We start from the raw sequence: 14,825 nt of genomic DNA, 5'->3' as shown, positions 1-14,825 counted from the left end.
GTGATATCTCCCCGAGCGCGGCGACGTTCCATATCCCATATCTCGTGGTGGATTGTGCGTGCTCGACCAAGCCGTTTCTCTCATGACAGTTGCAAGGCCGCTGCTCGACGCAAAGTAGCGGCTTGTCGAATTCCATTTTCCGTTGCCGGCAGCTCCCCCTTAGGCTTGTCGAGCTATGCGTCTGGCTCTGGAGGAGTGGATGAAGCGTATCGTTATCGGGTTCGTTGTCGCGCTGCTATCGCAGGCATTCGCGTCGCCTGCGCGCGCAGATGGTGCGAGTGCGCCATTGCAGCCGTTCGAGCAAGTGCTGGAGCGCGCCGAGAAAGGCGATGTCGAGGCTGAGATCGATATCGGCATACGCTACCAGACAGGTGAGGGTGTTGCGCGCGACGTTTTGAAAGCCATCGGCTGGTATCGGGGGCCGGCCGAGAAGGGTAACGCGAAAGCGCAATTCCTGCTTGGCACTATCTATTTCAACGGTGCCGAGGGCGTGAGGCAGAACTATGCCGAGGCGCTACGCTGGTATCGGCTTTCAGCCGAGCAGAAGATGCCGGCCGCCCAATTCAGTCTCGGGGTTCATTACGAACGCGGCTTGGGTGTCGCGAAGGACGAGGCGCAGGCTATCGTCTACTATCGGTTGGGTGCGGAACAAGGTTACGCCACCGCCCAATACAACCTGGGCTACCTGCTCCAGGAGGGGCGTGGAACGAAGCGCGACCTTGCTGAGGCCTTCGAATGGTATCGCAAGGCGGCAGAGCAGGGGCTGGTTGCGGCCATGCACAATCTCGCCGTCGCCTACTTGCAGGGCAACGGCACGCTGAGAAATGACGCAGCGGCCTACCGATGGGAGTCGCGCGCCGCGATCGGCGGGGAACCCCGCGCTCAGTTCAATCTCGGTGTCATGTACGAGAGAGGCACCGGTGTCGAACGTAGCGTTCCCGAGGCGCTCAACTGGTATGTGCGAGCAGCCGAGCAGGGGAACATCGAAGGACAAACGAATGCCGGCAGGCTCTATTTCAACAGCGAGGCCGGGCGGGTCGATACCAAGGAGGGGGATCGCTGGCTGCGGCTTGCTGCGCGTGCCGGAAATGGGCAGGCACAAAATCTCCTCTGCACCATCTACGTGCGCGCATTCGGCGTCGGGCGTGACGATCGGGAAGCGGTAAAGTGGTGCCGCTTGGCGGCCGACCGGGGAATGGCCTCGGCGCAGGTGGATCTGGCAATCTTCTACATGCTGGGTCGCGGCGTCGAGAAGGACGAGGCTCAGGCATTCGAGCTGTTCCTGAAGGCGGCAAAACAGGGGAACCCGCAAGCCCAGATGAATGTCGGCGCCATGTACCTGACGGGTGCCGGCGTTAATGAAAACTACGCGGAGGCGCACCGCTGGTTCCTGATGCTTGCTGATCGCGGAGATCCCAAGGGGCAATTCAACCTGGCGGTCATGTATGCGAACGGCCAAGGTATAGAGAAGAACGTGAAGGAAGCGGCGCGGCTCTACAAGCTTTCGGCTGACCAGGGTTATGCCTTGGCGCAGTTCAATCTCGCCATGGCCTATCTGAACGGCATCGGCGTGGAGATTGACGCTCCGGCTGCCGTCCGGTGGTTCCGCAAGGCGGCGGAGCAAGGAAATGCCGACGCGCAATTCTTTCTCGGTATCGCCTATGCGAGAGGCGATGGGGTGGAGCAGGACCTTTCAGCCGCGGCCGAATGGTATGCCAAGGCCGCCGCGCAGGGGATGCGGAAGGCGCAGGAGTTGCTGGCGAAGCTGCCCGAAGAGTATCGCCGCGCCTCGCAGCGTTGAGCCTGCAGCGCCTTCGCGCCTTTCAGACGCCTTTGCGCTGCAACCCTGTGACCTTCTCCACGAAATCGGCGATCGCGATGGTGTCGTCGAGGTCGAAAAGCGGAAGATCGGCATTGGCAACCGGGTGATCGGCAGCGATCGCGTAGATGTGCGGATCGGTGGGGGCCAGCGGCTCTCGGTTCGCCGATTCCAGGCGCCGGGCCTCGATTTTCGGGATCGGTTCGCGCTTGTAGCCTTCGACGAGCACAAGATCGCAAGGGGCAAGCCGCGCAAGGATGTTCTCGAAGGACGGTTCCGGTGCGCCGCGCAATTCGTGCATGATCGCAAACCGCGTGCCGGAGACGATCGTCACCTCGTGGGCGCCAGCCTCGCGATGGCGGTAGCTGTCGGCGCCGACCTTGTCGATGTCGAAGTCGTGGTGCGCGTGCTTGACGGTGGAAACCACGTAGCCGCGCTGCGTCAATTCGGTGACGAGCCGCACCATCAGTCCGGTCTTGCCGGAATTCTTCCAGCCGGCGATGCCGAAGATCTTCATGGCGTTCATGCTCTGCTGTCCTCGAAAAAGCTCAACCATTCCTTCGCCTCGGTGAGATCCGCAGGAGTGTTGACGTTGAAGAAGGGATCGAATGCGCCCTTCGGCGTCATGGTGACAGGAAAGTCGACCGTTACCGAGGCATGGCGTTCGATGAAGGCACGGACGCGGCGCTTCGGGTCGCTCGTCAGCCAGGTCTCCAGCTCGTCGGCGAGCGCAACTGGCCAGAGCGCAAACAGTGGATGCATCTGGCCGACGGATGCCGCCACGGCAATCTGTTGACGTTGGGTCAAGGCGGCGATCAGTCGCGCGACGAGGTCATCGGGAAAGAAGGGCGTGTCGGTGGGAACGACCAAGACATGGGATGCTTCCGGCGTAGCCCCTGCCACATGGCGCATGGCCGTCAGCACGCCGGCGAGCGGTCCGAGAAAACCCGGAACCGTATCGGCAATGACGGGCGTATTTCCGTCGACGGCGTCTGCCGGTTCGGCGTTGAGGTTGACGGCTATGCTGGTGACCTGGGGACGAAGCCGCTCGATGATGTGCGAAAGCATCGTGCGGCCACCCAGGTGAAGGTCGGGCTTGGGGCTTCCCATGCGGCGCGACAGTCCGCCTGCGAGGATGACGGCGGGTAGCGGTTCGCTGATCAGACGGCGTGAGGTGTCCGGCATCGCGCGGCTCCTACTCCAAAGGGCCGGTCAGCGAGCGCTGGGCGACCGCTTTTCGGCCGCGCAGGGTCTCGCGGTAGAAGGTGTAGAGGCCCGAACCGATAATGACCGCAACGCCGACCAGCATCCAGGTATCGGGCACTTCCGTAAAGAAGAAGATGCCGATCGCGATCGACCAGATCAGGCTGGTGTAGCGGAAGGGCGCAATGACCGAGATATCGCCGGCGCGCATTGCCAGCACGATCGTCTGGTAACCGAGCATCAGCAGGATGCTCGCGGCGGCGATGTGGCTGAAGGTCGTCGCCGACATTGGCTGCCAGCCGCCCATCGGCTGGATGAGGACGGCACCGACGATGGTTGTGACAAGGGAGGTCGACACGGTGATGTAAAGCGAGGGCACGTCATGGCCGATGCGGCGGGTGCAGAGATCGCGGGTTGCCGTGACGAACACGCAGGCGACGACGGTCAGTGCCGCCGGCGTGAAGCCCTCGGGACCGGGCCGAAGCACGATCAGCACGCCGATGAAGCCGGCGATGATCGCCGTCCAGCGCCGCCAGCCGACTGGCTCGCCGAGGAACAGGGCGGCGCCGAGCGTGACGGCCAAGGGCAGCGCCTGCATGATCGCCGAGGCATTGGCGAGCGGGATCTGGCCGAGGGCGGAGATATAGGTGACCGAGGCGAGCGCCTCCATGGCGATGCGCAGCAGGATCACCGGCTTCATCAGGGTGCGGAGCGGCCGAAAGGCGCGAAACTGCCAGGCGGCGAGCACCACCATCAGCGTCGTCAGCAGCCCGCGCACGAAGATGATCTGGCCGACATTCATCGCGCCGGTGACGGATTTGACCAGCGCGTCGTTGCAGGAGAACGTGACCATCGCCAGGCACATGAAAAGAATGCCGCGGAAATTGGTGGAGGCTTGCATGCTGGCTGTCCTGCGGCGCCGGAAAGCGGGCTACGCTGTCGACGAATGGGGAGGCGAATCCACGGGATGGATCGCCTAATGTTTAAGCATTGGCTGCCGGCTTGTGCAAACGGGATCGCATGCGGCGGCCGTTTTTCTTTCAGCGCAAGTAGAACGGTTCGCCCCAGCCGAGTTCAATTGCCCGGAAGACTGTGGCAGGCCGCTAAAATGTCCGCCGGCGAACATGAACTTATTCGCGGAATCTTAAGTTTCGCTGCCTATCGTCGCTGCAATTCCGCATCCATTCGCATGACGCGATCGGCGGGGTGGCGCCGCAGTAACCTTGCAGGGTGGCCATTCCAGGGACGTCTGCCCAGGCTTAGGAGAGCCTTCGGCACTCGTCCCATCGGTGTTTCCACCAAGAAAAGCCGCCGCGCGGGCCTGCTTCCCATAAGAATAATTCAGGGGTGCGCAATGTCTTTCATCGATCGCCTGCTGCAGCGCTTGCGGATCGTCACCAAGGTTCTGCTTTTCGTGGTTCCGCTTGTGGCGCTGATTGCCGGTATTGGTCTCATTGGCTTCTTTACCGCCCGCACGCTCAACGGCCATATGACCGTGACGCGGGAAACCATCAACAATCTCTCGGATTTCCAGGCGCTGCGCAGCGCGCTGCAGGCTTTTGCCGATGCGCCGAGCGAGGCAACGCGGGCTGCTTTGGCGAGCCAGATCGACGAGCAGGAAAGCGGCGTGAAGACGCTGGACAGCCTGCTGACGCGCGGTGAGGACAAGGCAGAGATCGCCTCGGTGCTGGCGCTGGGCGAGGCGATGCGCAGCCAGACGGAAAAGCTCTGGGTGACCAAGCTCGAGCGGGACCAGGTGACGGCATCGCTGGAAACGGCGCTCGCCGACATGACCGAGCAGGGCAACAGTGCCTACAAGCAGATCGACATCATCCGCAAGGAATCCGGCGAGAAGGAAGCCTTCGCCAAGGCGCTGCTCTTCGATGCCGCCGCCTATCAGGGCCTGGCCGAGCGCATCAAGAAATTCCGACTGCCGGTCACGATGGCCGTCAATCCGGATGCCAAGATCGATCAGGCGGGCAAGCTGCTGCCGCATCTCGTGAAGCAGATCGATGAGGCCGAAAAGATTGCCTCGGAAAAGGTGCAAGCGCCGATTGCCGACGTGAAGGAACAGGCGCTCAAGGTTCAGGCGATCCTTGCCGGTACCGAGGACAGCGAGGCGAAGAAGAACGCGCTGGTGCCGATCCTCAGCAAGTTCTCCAAATATGAAGCGGACTTCGCCAAGGAGGCAGCCAAGAACTCGGATACGGCGGCCAAGCGCTTCGTCGGCATGGATGCCGAGATTTCACAACTGAAGACCCTCATCGCGCTGATGGGCGATACCTTCAAGGGGCTCGACAGCACGCGGCTGCATATCAGCGAGTTGCACCGCAAGCTCGATGCCGCGGGCCGCGAGCCGGTCATGGCTGACATCCAGACGGTTCGCGAAACGGCGGGCAAGCTCGGCGAACTCGGCGGCAAGAACGCGGCGCTTCGCGATCTTCCGGCGAAGCTTGGGCCCTCGCTCGGCAACATCGACAAGGACACCGCGGCACTGATCGACGTCGGCGGCCGCTGGCTGGCGGCCAAGGCGGAAGCTTCGGCACTCGTGGCCACTGCCAGCACCACGCTTGAGAGTTTCGTCAGCAGCGCGCAGGAAGCCGGCAAGGTCGACAGCCAGCGCTCGGCCGATGTCTCGATCGTCGCCATGATTGCCGGCACGCTGCTCGCCATCATCGGTGGCCTGATGCTGGTCGAAACGCTGCGTGGCCCGCTGAAGCGCGTGACCGAAACGATGACGCGGCTTGCCGGCGGCGATCTCGACGTTGCCATCGAGGGTCGCAACCGCGGCGACGAGATCGGCGACATGGTGCGCTCCGTTGCCGTGTTCCGCGACAATGCCCTCGAGAACGTGCGGCTGGGGCGCGAGGCGGAGGCGGCGCGTGCGCTTTCGGCAGAAGAAGAAGCGCGCCGCGCCGCGGAGCGTGCCCGGGTTGAGGCCGAGCAGATGCAGGCGCTGAATGCGCTTTCGGATGTTCTCGCTGCTCTCGCCGACGGCAATCTCGAGGAAGGCATGGCGGAGGACCTGCCGGCCGACTACGTCATCATGGCCCGCACCTACAACAATGCGGTCGAGGCACTGCGCGCGACGCTGGCCGACGTGCGTGTCGTTACAGGCGAGATCACCGGTGGCACCGGCAATCTCGCGTCGTCGGCTGACGACCTGGCACGCCGCACCGAGCAGCAGGCGGCCGCACTCGAGGAAAGCTCGCGTGCCCTTCGGCAGTTGACGGAGATCGTTCGCACGACGGCGGAAAGTGCGCGCAAGACGACGGTGTCGGTGGGCGAAACCAATTCTTATGCCAAGCATTCCGGCCAGGTGGTGGCCAAGGCGATCGACGCCATGGCGGAGATCAATCGCTCGTCGGAGAAGATCAGCACGATCATCGGCGTCATCGACGAGATCGCTTTCCAGACCAACCTCCTGGCGCTCAATGCCGGCGTCGAGGCGGCGCGGGCAGGCGAGGCGGGCCGTGGCTTTGCCGTCGTGGCGCAGGAAGTGCGCGAGCTTGCCCAGCGTTGCGCAGGAGCTGCTCGCGAGATCAAGGGGCTGATTTCCGAAAGCTCGGCGCAGGTGCGGAGCGGCGTTGCTCTGGTGCAGGAAACGGGCGATGCGCTCACCGTCATCAACAGCCACATCACCACGATCCACGACCTCGTCAGCAATATCGAGGCTTCGGCAGCCGACCAGTACACCGGCCTCAACGAGGTCAATTCTGCAGTGCATGAGGTCGAGCTGATCACCCAGCAGAACGCCGCGATGGTCGAGGAGAACACCGCCGAGATCCACGGGCTTCGCCGGCAGGTGGAAGCGCTTAACGAGAAGATCGAGCGCTTCCGCACCGGTACGGAGGGGATGGGTGCGCAGGCGCAGGGGCGCGGGAGCTACGCGGCCTGATCTGTTCCTCCGACGGCGGCTTTCAAGGCTTGCCGCCCGGCTTGTCAGCCCCTCACCCTAACCCTCTCCCCGCAGGCGGGGCGAGGGGGACGTGCACTGCGGCAAGACATCCGAATGTAGGTCGCCGGAAAGCGCAAGCCGTCGACGCATCTGTGCGGAGTACGTGGGGACACGAGCGTGTGCCCCACATTCCCTTCTCCCCGCTTGGCGAGGGAGAAGGTGCCGGCAGGCGGTTGAGGGGCCGCCTGCCGGTTGTTCGTCCAAAGTGGTGTCGTGCGGGACGGTTAGCCGCCGGTGACGCTCATATGGCGGGCGACGGCGGGGCGGTTGTGCTCCCGGTCGATGATGAAGTCGTGGCCTTTCGGCTTGCGGCCGATCGCTTCGTCAATCACTTGGCTCAAATAGGCATCGTCGTCGGAGGCGCGGAGCGCAGTGCGCAGGTCGGCCGCGTCGTTCTGGCCGAGGCACATGTAGAGCGTGCCGGTGCAGGTGAGGCGGACGCGGTTGCAGCTTTCGCAGAAGTTATGCGTCATCGGCGTGATAAGGCCGAGCCGTCCGCCGGTTTCCGCAACCTCGAGATAACGGGCAGGGCCGCCGGTGCGATAGGGGATGTCCGAGAACGTGAAGCTCTGTTCCAATTGCCGGCGCATCTCGGAGAGCGGCAGGTAGTGGTCGGTGCGGTCTTCTTCGATCTCGCCCATCGGCATGGTTTCGATCAGCGTCAGGTCCATGCCGCGGCCATGGGCCCAGCGCATGAGATCGGGGATCTCCGCGTCGTTGAAACCTTTCAGCGCCACGGCGTTGATCTTGATCTTGAGGCCGGCAGCCTGGGCCGCGTCGATGCCTTCCATGACCTTGGAGAGGTCACCCCAGCGGGTGATCTGGTGGAACTTCGCCGGATCGAGCGTGTCGAGCGAGACGTTGATGCGCTTGACGCCGCACTCGACAAGCTCGGAGGCATATTTCGCGAGCTGCGAGCCATTGGTCGTCAGCGTCAACTCGTCGAGCCGGCCGGCCTCGATCTCCTTGCCGAGTTCACGCACCAGGAACATGATGTTCTTGCGCACCAGCGGCTCGCCGCCGGTGAGCCGCAGCTTGCGCACGCCCTTGGCGATGAAGGCGGAACAGAGCCGGTGCAATTCTTCGAGCGTCAGCAGATCCTTCTTCGGCAGGAAGGTCATGTGTTCCGCCATGCAATAGGTGCAGCGGAAATCGCAGCGATCGGTGACCGACACGCGCAGATAGGTAATCGCCCGACCGAAGGGGTCGATCATTGGAACGGTCTTCTGCTCTAGCGGCCTGGCGCCGAACCTGTCTATCGTGGCTGTGTTCAAAACGTCTTTCTCCCAGCCCTTTCAATGTCGTTGTCGAACCTGCTCGCGTCAAGGCGCATACTGTCGCAAAGTGTTGATCGGAAGAGCAGGGTAATTCTCGCCAGCCGATTTCTGCGCTAGTGCATACTCATCCCTAAGTCAAAGCCGCATCAGGGATAGGAGGTTTCAGCAAGCAAGGTGCGATGGAGCTTTCAGGCGGATCACGGCGAATGGACGGCATCGCGTTTGCCGTTCGCGAACAGGAGCAGGCAATATGAGTGAAATCTGGCCGACGGAACTGCGTGTCTCCAAGGATCGCCACCGGCTCGTCGTCGCCTTCAACGATGGCGCATCCTTCGATCTCTCGGCGGAGATGCTGCGGGTACTATCGCCGTCTGCCGAAGTGCAGGGCCATGGGCCGGGCCAACGGGTGACGGTGCCCGGCAAGCGCAACGTGCAGATCATTTCAGTGCAGCCAACCGGCAACTACGCGGTGCGCATCGGTTTCGACGATTTTCACGATACCGGCATCTTCACCTGGAGCTATCTGCGCGAACTCGGCGAGAAGGGTGGAGAGCTCTTCGGTGCTTATGAACAGGAACTCGCTGAGAAGGGCATGTCGCGCGACAAGACGGAAAAGCCGCGCTGATCTCGACTGTGCCTGTCGTCAGGCCAGTTCGTCCTCTTCTTTCAGCAGTATCCCGATCAGCCGCTCCATGGATCGGGTGACCACCATGCAGTCCTCCAACGGCTCGTCGTCCAGCAATTTCTCGATCAGCGCCGTGTGGATCTCCATGGCTGCCTCCGTAAGGTTGCGGCCCTCCTGTGTCAGCGACAACCGCAGCACCCGTTTGTCCTTCTCGTCACCGCGGCGCAGGATCAGGCCGCGCTTTTCCAGCTGCGGCAACAGCATGCTCATGTTGGAGCGGCCCACCAGCAGTTTGCGTGCCAGTTCCTGCTGCGAAATGCCGTCGAAGCGGTAGAGGTTGATCAGGATATCGAGGTGTGGCGGCTTGATGTCGAGATGGGCGATCTCGCGCGTCACCGTCTGCTGCATGAGCTGGCAGGCGCGCGCAACCGCGATCCAGCTGCGGAAACGGGGGTGATCCCAAGGGAAATGGTGTTCTGTCGTCACTTGATTTTTGTTCAACGTTGTACAATTATGTTCAGCATTGAACATAACAAGAGATTCCCACTATGGCACCCTTTGCGATCAAGGTCATCCGCCACACGCTGAAAGGCGTGGCAGCGTTCTCGCCCGAGGCCGCCGGCAGGCTTGCCTTCAAGCTTTTCAGCGTGACGCCCGGCCGGAAGCCTAAGAACGCCAAGGAGAGGGCGGCGCTCGCGGCCGCGGCGCCCGTGATCGCCACGGGGCAGCCGGTGACGCTTTCCTATGCCGGCGGCTGGGTGCTGGCACGCCAGTTCGCCGCTCCGCGCAATGCCGCCAACGCCAAGCGCATCCTGCTCGTGCATGGCTGGGGATCGCGCAGCGACTACTTGGCTGCGATGATCGATGGCCTGGTCAAAGGCGGCGCTGAAGTGGTGACGCTCGACTGGCCGGGGCATGGCGGTTCGCCGGGACGCACACTCACGATGCCTGCAGCGGTCAGGGCGATCGACGCCGCCTGGCGGCATTTCGGCAATTTCGATGTCTGCGTCGGTCATTCCTTTGGCGGGGGAAGCCTTGCTTGTGCGGCGGGCGGCATCGTCTGCGACGTGCGCAGCCATGTGGCGAAGAAGCTGGTGCTGATCGGCGCGCCGAGCGAGATGACTTGGCTTTTCAAACGTTTCGGCAAAATTCTTCGCCTGGCGCCGAAGACGCAGGCGGCCTTCGAAGATGTTGTCGAGCGTCTCGCCGGCAGACGCCTCGAGGATTTCGACGCCGCGCGGATCATCGGCGTCCTCGCCGTGCCGACGCTGGTCATCCATGCCGAGGACGACAAGGAGGTCGCCGCCGAGCACGCCCGCCGCTATGCAGCGGCCGGGCCGAACGTGGAGATGTTTTGGGCAAACGGTTTCGGCCATCGCCGCATCGTTTCGGCCGCACCCGTGATCGCGCGGATCAATGCCTTCATACACGCGGAAGATCAAAAAGCCGCCGCCTGACTATTTTTCGTAGCTGCCGTCATCAGACTGTCATGCTATCGGTCGAAGGGTCGCTTTAGCCTCCGGAATCGCTTCGCAATCCGCGCCCCGCCATCGATCCGGAGATTTTTCGGTATTGGAGGACGGCATGTCGGTCATCACCTCGGTCGAGGAACTCAACGCGCTCTATGGCGGTGTCAGCGAAGCATCGGTGGCCAAGGTCACCAAGACGCTGACGGCGGAGTATCGGCTGATGATCGAGGCCTCGCCTTTCTGCGCGCTCGCAACCGTCGGGACGGAAGGCCTCGACTGTTCGCCGCGCGGTGACGACGATTGCGTGGTTCGGATCGCCGACGACAGGACGGTGCTGCTTCCCGACTGGCGCGGCAACAACCGGGTCGATTCGCTCGCCAATATCGTCCGCGATCCGCGCGTCGCGCTGATGTTCCTGATCCCCGGCTCGAACACGACGATGCGCATCAATGGCACGGCGGTGCTCAGCATCGATCCGGAATTGACTGGGAGTTTCGAGGTTGACGGCAAGCACCCGCGCAGCGTGATTGTCGTGACCATCGGTGAAGTCTATTTCCAATGCGCCCGCGCCGTCATGCGGGCGCAGCTCTGGAACCCGGAACGCTTCCTCGATCCGGCATCGCTGCCGACGCCCGGCACGTTGCTGAAGGCGGCCAAGGCGGATTTCGACCGCGAAACCTATGACCGCGAATGGCCGGAGCGCGCCGCCAAGACCATGTGGTAGGCTGCTGCGGGGGGCTGACCGGTACGGTCGCCCATCTCAGCGAAGCGCGCGGGTGGAGGCAAGGGTGCGGCGGCAGGCTCTGACAGGTGCATCAGCACTCCTGCTCGCGCTCTTGGCCGGCAAGGCGACAGCCGGCGAGTCAAGTCTATCCGAGAAGCTCAGCCTGCTGGCTAAGGCCTACCCCGATGCCATCGAGCGGATCGATGGCAATATCCTGGTTCTCAGGGATGGTGGGGCGCCGCTCGACATCGACGACGGCAAGAAGAAGAGCCATGCCGAGAAACTGGCCGCGGCGGATATCGAGGACAGCCTGTCACAGATCTATCCGCTGGGCGCGTGTGCGAAAGCGCCGGCCGTCGATTTCGATCCGGGTCGCATCCGCAGCGAAGCACTGTTGAAGCGGCTCTATGGCAGCAGTGCTACGGCTGTCAGGCGGGATCTCGTCACTGTGGACTGGTTCGGCGAGCGGCTGCGGGTGACGCGGAAGCACGGAACGGCCGCGGCGCTGAAGGCGATCGCCGCGGATCTTTCGCGACATGCTGAACTCAAACGCTATCTCAGCCCAAGCGCCGGCACCTTCAACTGGCGGCCGATTGCCGGTGCTGCCACGCTGTCGGTCCATAGCTTCGGCGCGGCGATCGATCTCAATACGGGCTTTGCGGATTACTGGCGCTGGTCCGGGAAGGGGGTGCACGGCTATCGCAACCGCTATCCGCTGGATATCGTCGAGATTTTCGAGAAGCACGGCTTCATCTGGGGTGGCCGCTGGTACCACTTCGATACGATGCATTTCGAGTACCGGCCGGAGCTGATCGCGATCGCGCGGGCGGCGGGCGCGGATGCCTGCGGCCACTAGTCGGCTGCCTCGCAGCGTTCAGAGCGGGCGGTGCTTCACGCATGCCCGAGCAGCGGCAAACAAAGAGCGCCCATGAAGAGCGCCGATTGTCAGTTCGATCGCAGAGCGCCGTAGGTCAGCGTCGATAGATCAGCCAGTTGCGGCCGGATTCCTTGCGCATGCCGTCTTCAAAGAGAACGGTCTTGTTGCGCCCGCCATTCTTGGCCGAATAGAGCGCGATATCCGCCTTGTTGTAGAGATCGACAGGGTCTTCTGCTGCGGTCGCCATGCAGACGCCAACGGAAAGCGTGATCGGGCCGTAGTTGACACCGGTCTTCGAATTGCGGAAGGGCGTTGCCGCAAGAACCGTGCGGATGCGATCGGCGATCTGCAGGCATTCTTCCTGGGTGCTGTCGCCAAGGATAATGGCAAATTCCTCGCCGCCGGTGCGGGCAACGAACGCCTCACGGCGCAGGTTGGCGCGAAGGACGCCGCCGACGGTCGCGAGGATCTTGTCGCCGACCGGATGGCCGAACGTGTCGTTGACCTTCTTGAAATGGTCGATGTCGGCAACGAGCAGGCCAGTGTAATTTCTCAGGTGCTCATTGTTGTAGACGGCCGCCAGATTGTCGTCAAAGGCGCGCCGGTTGGCGAGACGCGTGAGCGAATCCGTGTTGGCGATGCGCTTGTACTCGTCGAGTTCCTGCCGGATGACCTCCATTTCGAAGGACTTTTGCACAACGGTCTCGACGCGCTCCTTGCCCTGGCTCATCGTCTCGGCCGTCGCCTCGGTCAGGATGCCGATCGCGTGGCGCAGGATATCCGCGCTCGATGCACTCTTGCTGACGATGTTGACATAGGCCTCATCGAGAACCTTGTTGTAGTTCTCAAGCGCGTATTGCTCGTCGCGCAACAGGGTAACGAGCTCGGCAAGCTTGGCTGCAAGGGTGGTGTGGGCGCGCTCGATGCCGTTCGAGCGGTGGATGTGGCTGAAGTACTGCGCGCCGATCGCATCCAGCTCTTCCTGGGTCGCGCGGCTACCGAGCGCCGCGAGTTCTTTCGACAGCTGCGGGTTGGAGCCGAGATAGGCTTCGTAATAGAGTTCGTAGTTGCGGGGGATAGGCGCGACACCCATCATGCGCATGGCATGGGTTACTTGCGCTGCGATATCGGGCGTCTGTGCTTTGCCCGAGTTTGCCGTTTGCATGTGCAAACCCCCTAATATTAATCACTGCTTACGGGTTATGATTTTTAGGGGCAAATGATTTGCGAAGTCTTAATATTTGCCGCCGCGGTGCACCGCAGTTCGATCGACTGCGGCCATTCCCGCCGATCTATCCTAGCGTTTGCGACTTGAACCCACGGCGCCGTTGAGGCGCCGTGGTGTGTCAAAATGGATCAGGCCGGGCCGATCATCGTTTCGGGGCGCACGATCGCGTCGAACTCTTCGTTCGTCACGTAGCCGCCGCCGACGGCTTCTTCGCGCAGCGTCGTGCCGTTCTTGTGGGCGGTCTTGGCGATCTTGGCAGCGTTGTCGTAGCCGATCTTCGGGGCGAGGGCGGTGACCAGCATCAGTGAGCGGTCGAGTGCCGCCTTGATGTTGTCTTCGCGTGCCTCGATGCCGACGACGCAGTTGTCGGTGAAGGACACGGCCGCATCGGAAAGCAGCTGCACCGACTGCAGGAAGTTGTAGGCCATCAGCGGGTTGAAGACGTTGAGCTCGAAGTGGCCCTGGCTGCCGGCGAAGGTGAGGGCGGCGTGGTTGCCGAAGACCTGGACGCAGACCTGGGTCAGCGCTTCGCACTGGGTCGGGTTGACCTTGCCGGGCATGATCGACGAGCCAGGCTCGTTTTCAGGCAGCGACAGTTCGCCGAGACCGGAGCGCGGGCCGGAGCCGAGGAAGCGGATGTCGTTGGCGATCTTGAAGAGGGCTGCAGCCGTCGCGTTGATCGCGCCATGGCTGAAGACCATGGAATCATGGGCGGCGAGCGCCTCGAACTTGTTCGGCGCCGAGGTGAAGTCAATGCCGGTGATCTTGGCGATCTCGTCGGCAACCTTTTCAGCAAATCCGACCGGCGCATTGAGGCCGGTACCGACGGCCGTGCCGCCCTGGGCGAGTTCGCAAAGGCCGGGAAGCGTCATCTCGATGCGCTTGATCGAGGAAGCGACCTGCGCGGCATAGCCGGAGAATTCCTGGCCAAGCGTCAGCGGGGTTGCATCCTGGGTGTGGGTGCGGCCGATCTTGATGATGTGATCGAATGCCTTGACCTTGGCTTCCAGCGCCTTGTGCAGGTGCTTCAATGCCGGCAGCAGGTCATGGATCACCCGTTCCGCGCAGGCGATGTGCATCGCCGTCGGATAGGTGTCGTTCGACGACTGGCTCATGTTGACGTGATCGTTCGGATGCACGGGCTTCTTCGAGCCCATGACGCCGCCGAGCAGTTCGATGGCGCGGTTCGAAATCACCTCGTTGGCATTCATGTTCGACTGGGTGCCCGAGCCGGTCTGCCAGACGACGAGCGGGAAATGGTCGTTGAGCTTGCCGTCGATCACTTCCTGCGATGCCTTGACGATGGCATCGGCGACGGTGGAATCCAGACGGCCGAGCGCCTGGTTGGTGCGGGCGGCTGCCTGCTTGACGATGCCGAGCGCCCGGACGATCGAGGCCGGCTGCTTTTCCCAACCGATCTTGAAATTGCCGAGCGAGCGCTGGGCCTGGGCGCCCCAATAGCGGTCGCTTGCCACTTCGATGGGGCCGAACGTGTCTGTTTCCGTGCGCGTCGATGTCATCGTGATACCTGCCTTGGATCATGCGGTTCATGAAGCCTGGGCGAGGGGCCGGGTGGCGCATCTCCCCAGGGTGCCGGGCCTCTCTCTGCCCCGCCTGCCGGAGCTTGTAAAGGGGCGTGGCGCGG

Annotated in this window: 12 protein-coding genes and 1 pseudogene; 6 read left to right on the top strand and 7 right to left on the bottom strand. The window is 62.8% G+C overall.

Annotated elements, in window-relative coordinates; all coding sequences use genetic code 11:
- Window positions 1–199: 199 nt before the first annotated feature.
- On the top strand, window positions 200–1,801 hold the full coding sequence (locus tag IB265_RS08055) for a tetratricopeptide repeat protein (RefSeq protein ID WP_192494746.1): 1,602 nt from the start codon (window positions 200–202) through the stop codon (window positions 1,799–1,801).
- 22 nt (window positions 1,802–1,823) lie between these two features.
- On the opposite strand, the gene mobB is transcribed toward IB265_RS08055, so the two are convergent.
- Genes mobB through IB265_RS08040 form a run of 3 tightly spaced genes read right to left on the bottom strand, consistent with a single transcriptional unit; the run spans window position 1,824 to window position 3,923 of the window.
- A complete protein-coding gene (mobB, locus tag IB265_RS08050) occupies window positions 1,824–2,345 on the bottom strand; it encodes a molybdopterin-guanine dinucleotide biosynthesis protein B (protein ID WP_192494745.1) in 522 nt (173 codons plus the stop codon).
- Complete coding sequence (mobA, locus tag IB265_RS08045) at window positions 2,342–3,004, bottom strand: molybdenum cofactor guanylyltransferase MobA (protein ID WP_058328845.1); 663 nt, start codon at window positions 3,002–3,004, stop codon at window positions 2,342–2,344. The genes mobB and mobA overlap by 4 nt, the downstream gene beginning before the upstream one ends.
- A 10-nt stretch (window positions 3,005–3,014) precedes the next feature.
- On the bottom strand, window positions 3,015–3,923 hold the full coding sequence (locus IB265_RS08040; protein ID WP_058328844.1) for a DMT family transporter: 909 nt from the start codon (window positions 3,921–3,923) through the stop codon (window positions 3,015–3,017).
- 453 nt (window positions 3,924–4,376) lie between these two features.
- Here IB265_RS08040 and IB265_RS08035 point away from each other — a divergent pair, with 453 nt between their 5' ends.
- Window positions 4,377–6,920 carry a methyl-accepting chemotaxis protein gene (locus IB265_RS08035; RefSeq protein WP_192494744.1) on the top strand — a complete coding sequence of 848 codons (2,544 nt, stop codon included), beginning with the start codon at window positions 4,377–4,379 and terminating at the stop codon, window positions 6,918–6,920.
- Between the two features lie 284 nt (window positions 6,921–7,204).
- On the opposite strand, the gene moaA is transcribed toward IB265_RS08035, so the two are convergent.
- On the bottom strand, window positions 7,205–8,254 hold the full coding sequence (gene moaA, locus IB265_RS08030) for a GTP 3',8-cyclase MoaA (protein ID WP_192494743.1): 1,050 nt from the start codon (window positions 8,252–8,254) through the stop codon (window positions 7,205–7,207).
- 253 nt (window positions 8,255–8,507) lie between these two features.
- On the opposite strand from moaA, the gene IB265_RS08025 reads away from it, so the two are divergent.
- Window positions 8,508–8,882, top strand: a complete 375-nt coding sequence (locus IB265_RS08025; RefSeq protein ID WP_057248853.1) for a gamma-butyrobetaine hydroxylase-like domain-containing protein — start codon at window positions 8,508–8,510, stop codon at window positions 8,880–8,882.
- A gap of 18 nt (window positions 8,883–8,900) precedes the next feature.
- Here IB265_RS08025 and IB265_RS08020 read toward each other — a convergent pair whose 3' ends face one another.
- Window positions 8,901–9,413, bottom strand: a complete 513-nt coding sequence (locus tag IB265_RS08020) for a MarR family winged helix-turn-helix transcriptional regulator (protein ID WP_093232993.1) — start codon at window positions 9,411–9,413, stop codon at window positions 8,901–8,903.
- 17 nt (window positions 9,414–9,430) lie between these two features.
- Here IB265_RS08020 and IB265_RS08015 point away from each other — a divergent pair, with 17 nt between their 5' ends.
- The 3 genes from IB265_RS08015 (at window position 9,431) to IB265_RS08005 (ending at window position 11,931) form a co-directional block, all read left to right on the top strand.
- Window positions 9,431–10,339, top strand: coding sequence for an alpha/beta fold hydrolase (locus IB265_RS08015; protein WP_192494742.1), 909 nt, complete (start codon window positions 9,431–9,433; stop codon window positions 10,337–10,339).
- 127 nt (window positions 10,340–10,466) lie between these two features.
- Window positions 10,467–11,075, top strand: a complete 609-nt coding sequence (locus tag IB265_RS08010) for a pyridoxamine 5'-phosphate oxidase family protein (protein ID WP_192494741.1) — start codon at window positions 10,467–10,469, stop codon at window positions 11,073–11,075.
- A 64-nt stretch (window positions 11,076–11,139) separates the two neighbouring features.
- Window positions 11,140–11,931 carry a M15 family metallopeptidase gene (locus tag IB265_RS08005; protein WP_309140264.1) on the top strand — a complete coding sequence of 264 codons (792 nt, stop codon included), beginning with the start codon at window positions 11,140–11,142 and terminating at the stop codon, window positions 11,929–11,931.
- Window positions 11,932–12,046: 115 nt separating this feature from the next.
- Here the strand turns inward: IB265_RS08005 and IB265_RS08000 are convergent, their stop codons facing one another.
- The gene (locus tag IB265_RS08000) at window positions 12,047–13,117 is read right to left on the bottom strand and encodes a GGDEF domain-containing protein (protein ID WP_057248857.1); all 1,071 of its coding nucleotides are present in this window, start codon (window positions 13,115–13,117) and stop codon (window positions 12,047–12,049) included.
- Between the two features lie 191 nt (window positions 13,118–13,308).
- A pseudogene (gene fumC, locus IB265_RS07995) lies at window positions 13,309–14,761 on the bottom strand (class II fumarate hydratase).
- Window positions 14,762–14,825: the final 64 nt, after the last annotated feature.

Origin of the sequence: Ensifer sp. ENS10, assembly GCF_014852025.1 — a bacterium.
Classification (GTDB): domain Bacteria; phylum Pseudomonadota; class Alphaproteobacteria; order Rhizobiales; family Rhizobiaceae; genus Ensifer.
The sequence above is the reverse complement of the archived record's forward strand: the minus strand, read 5'-3'. Positions and strand labels throughout refer to the sequence as shown.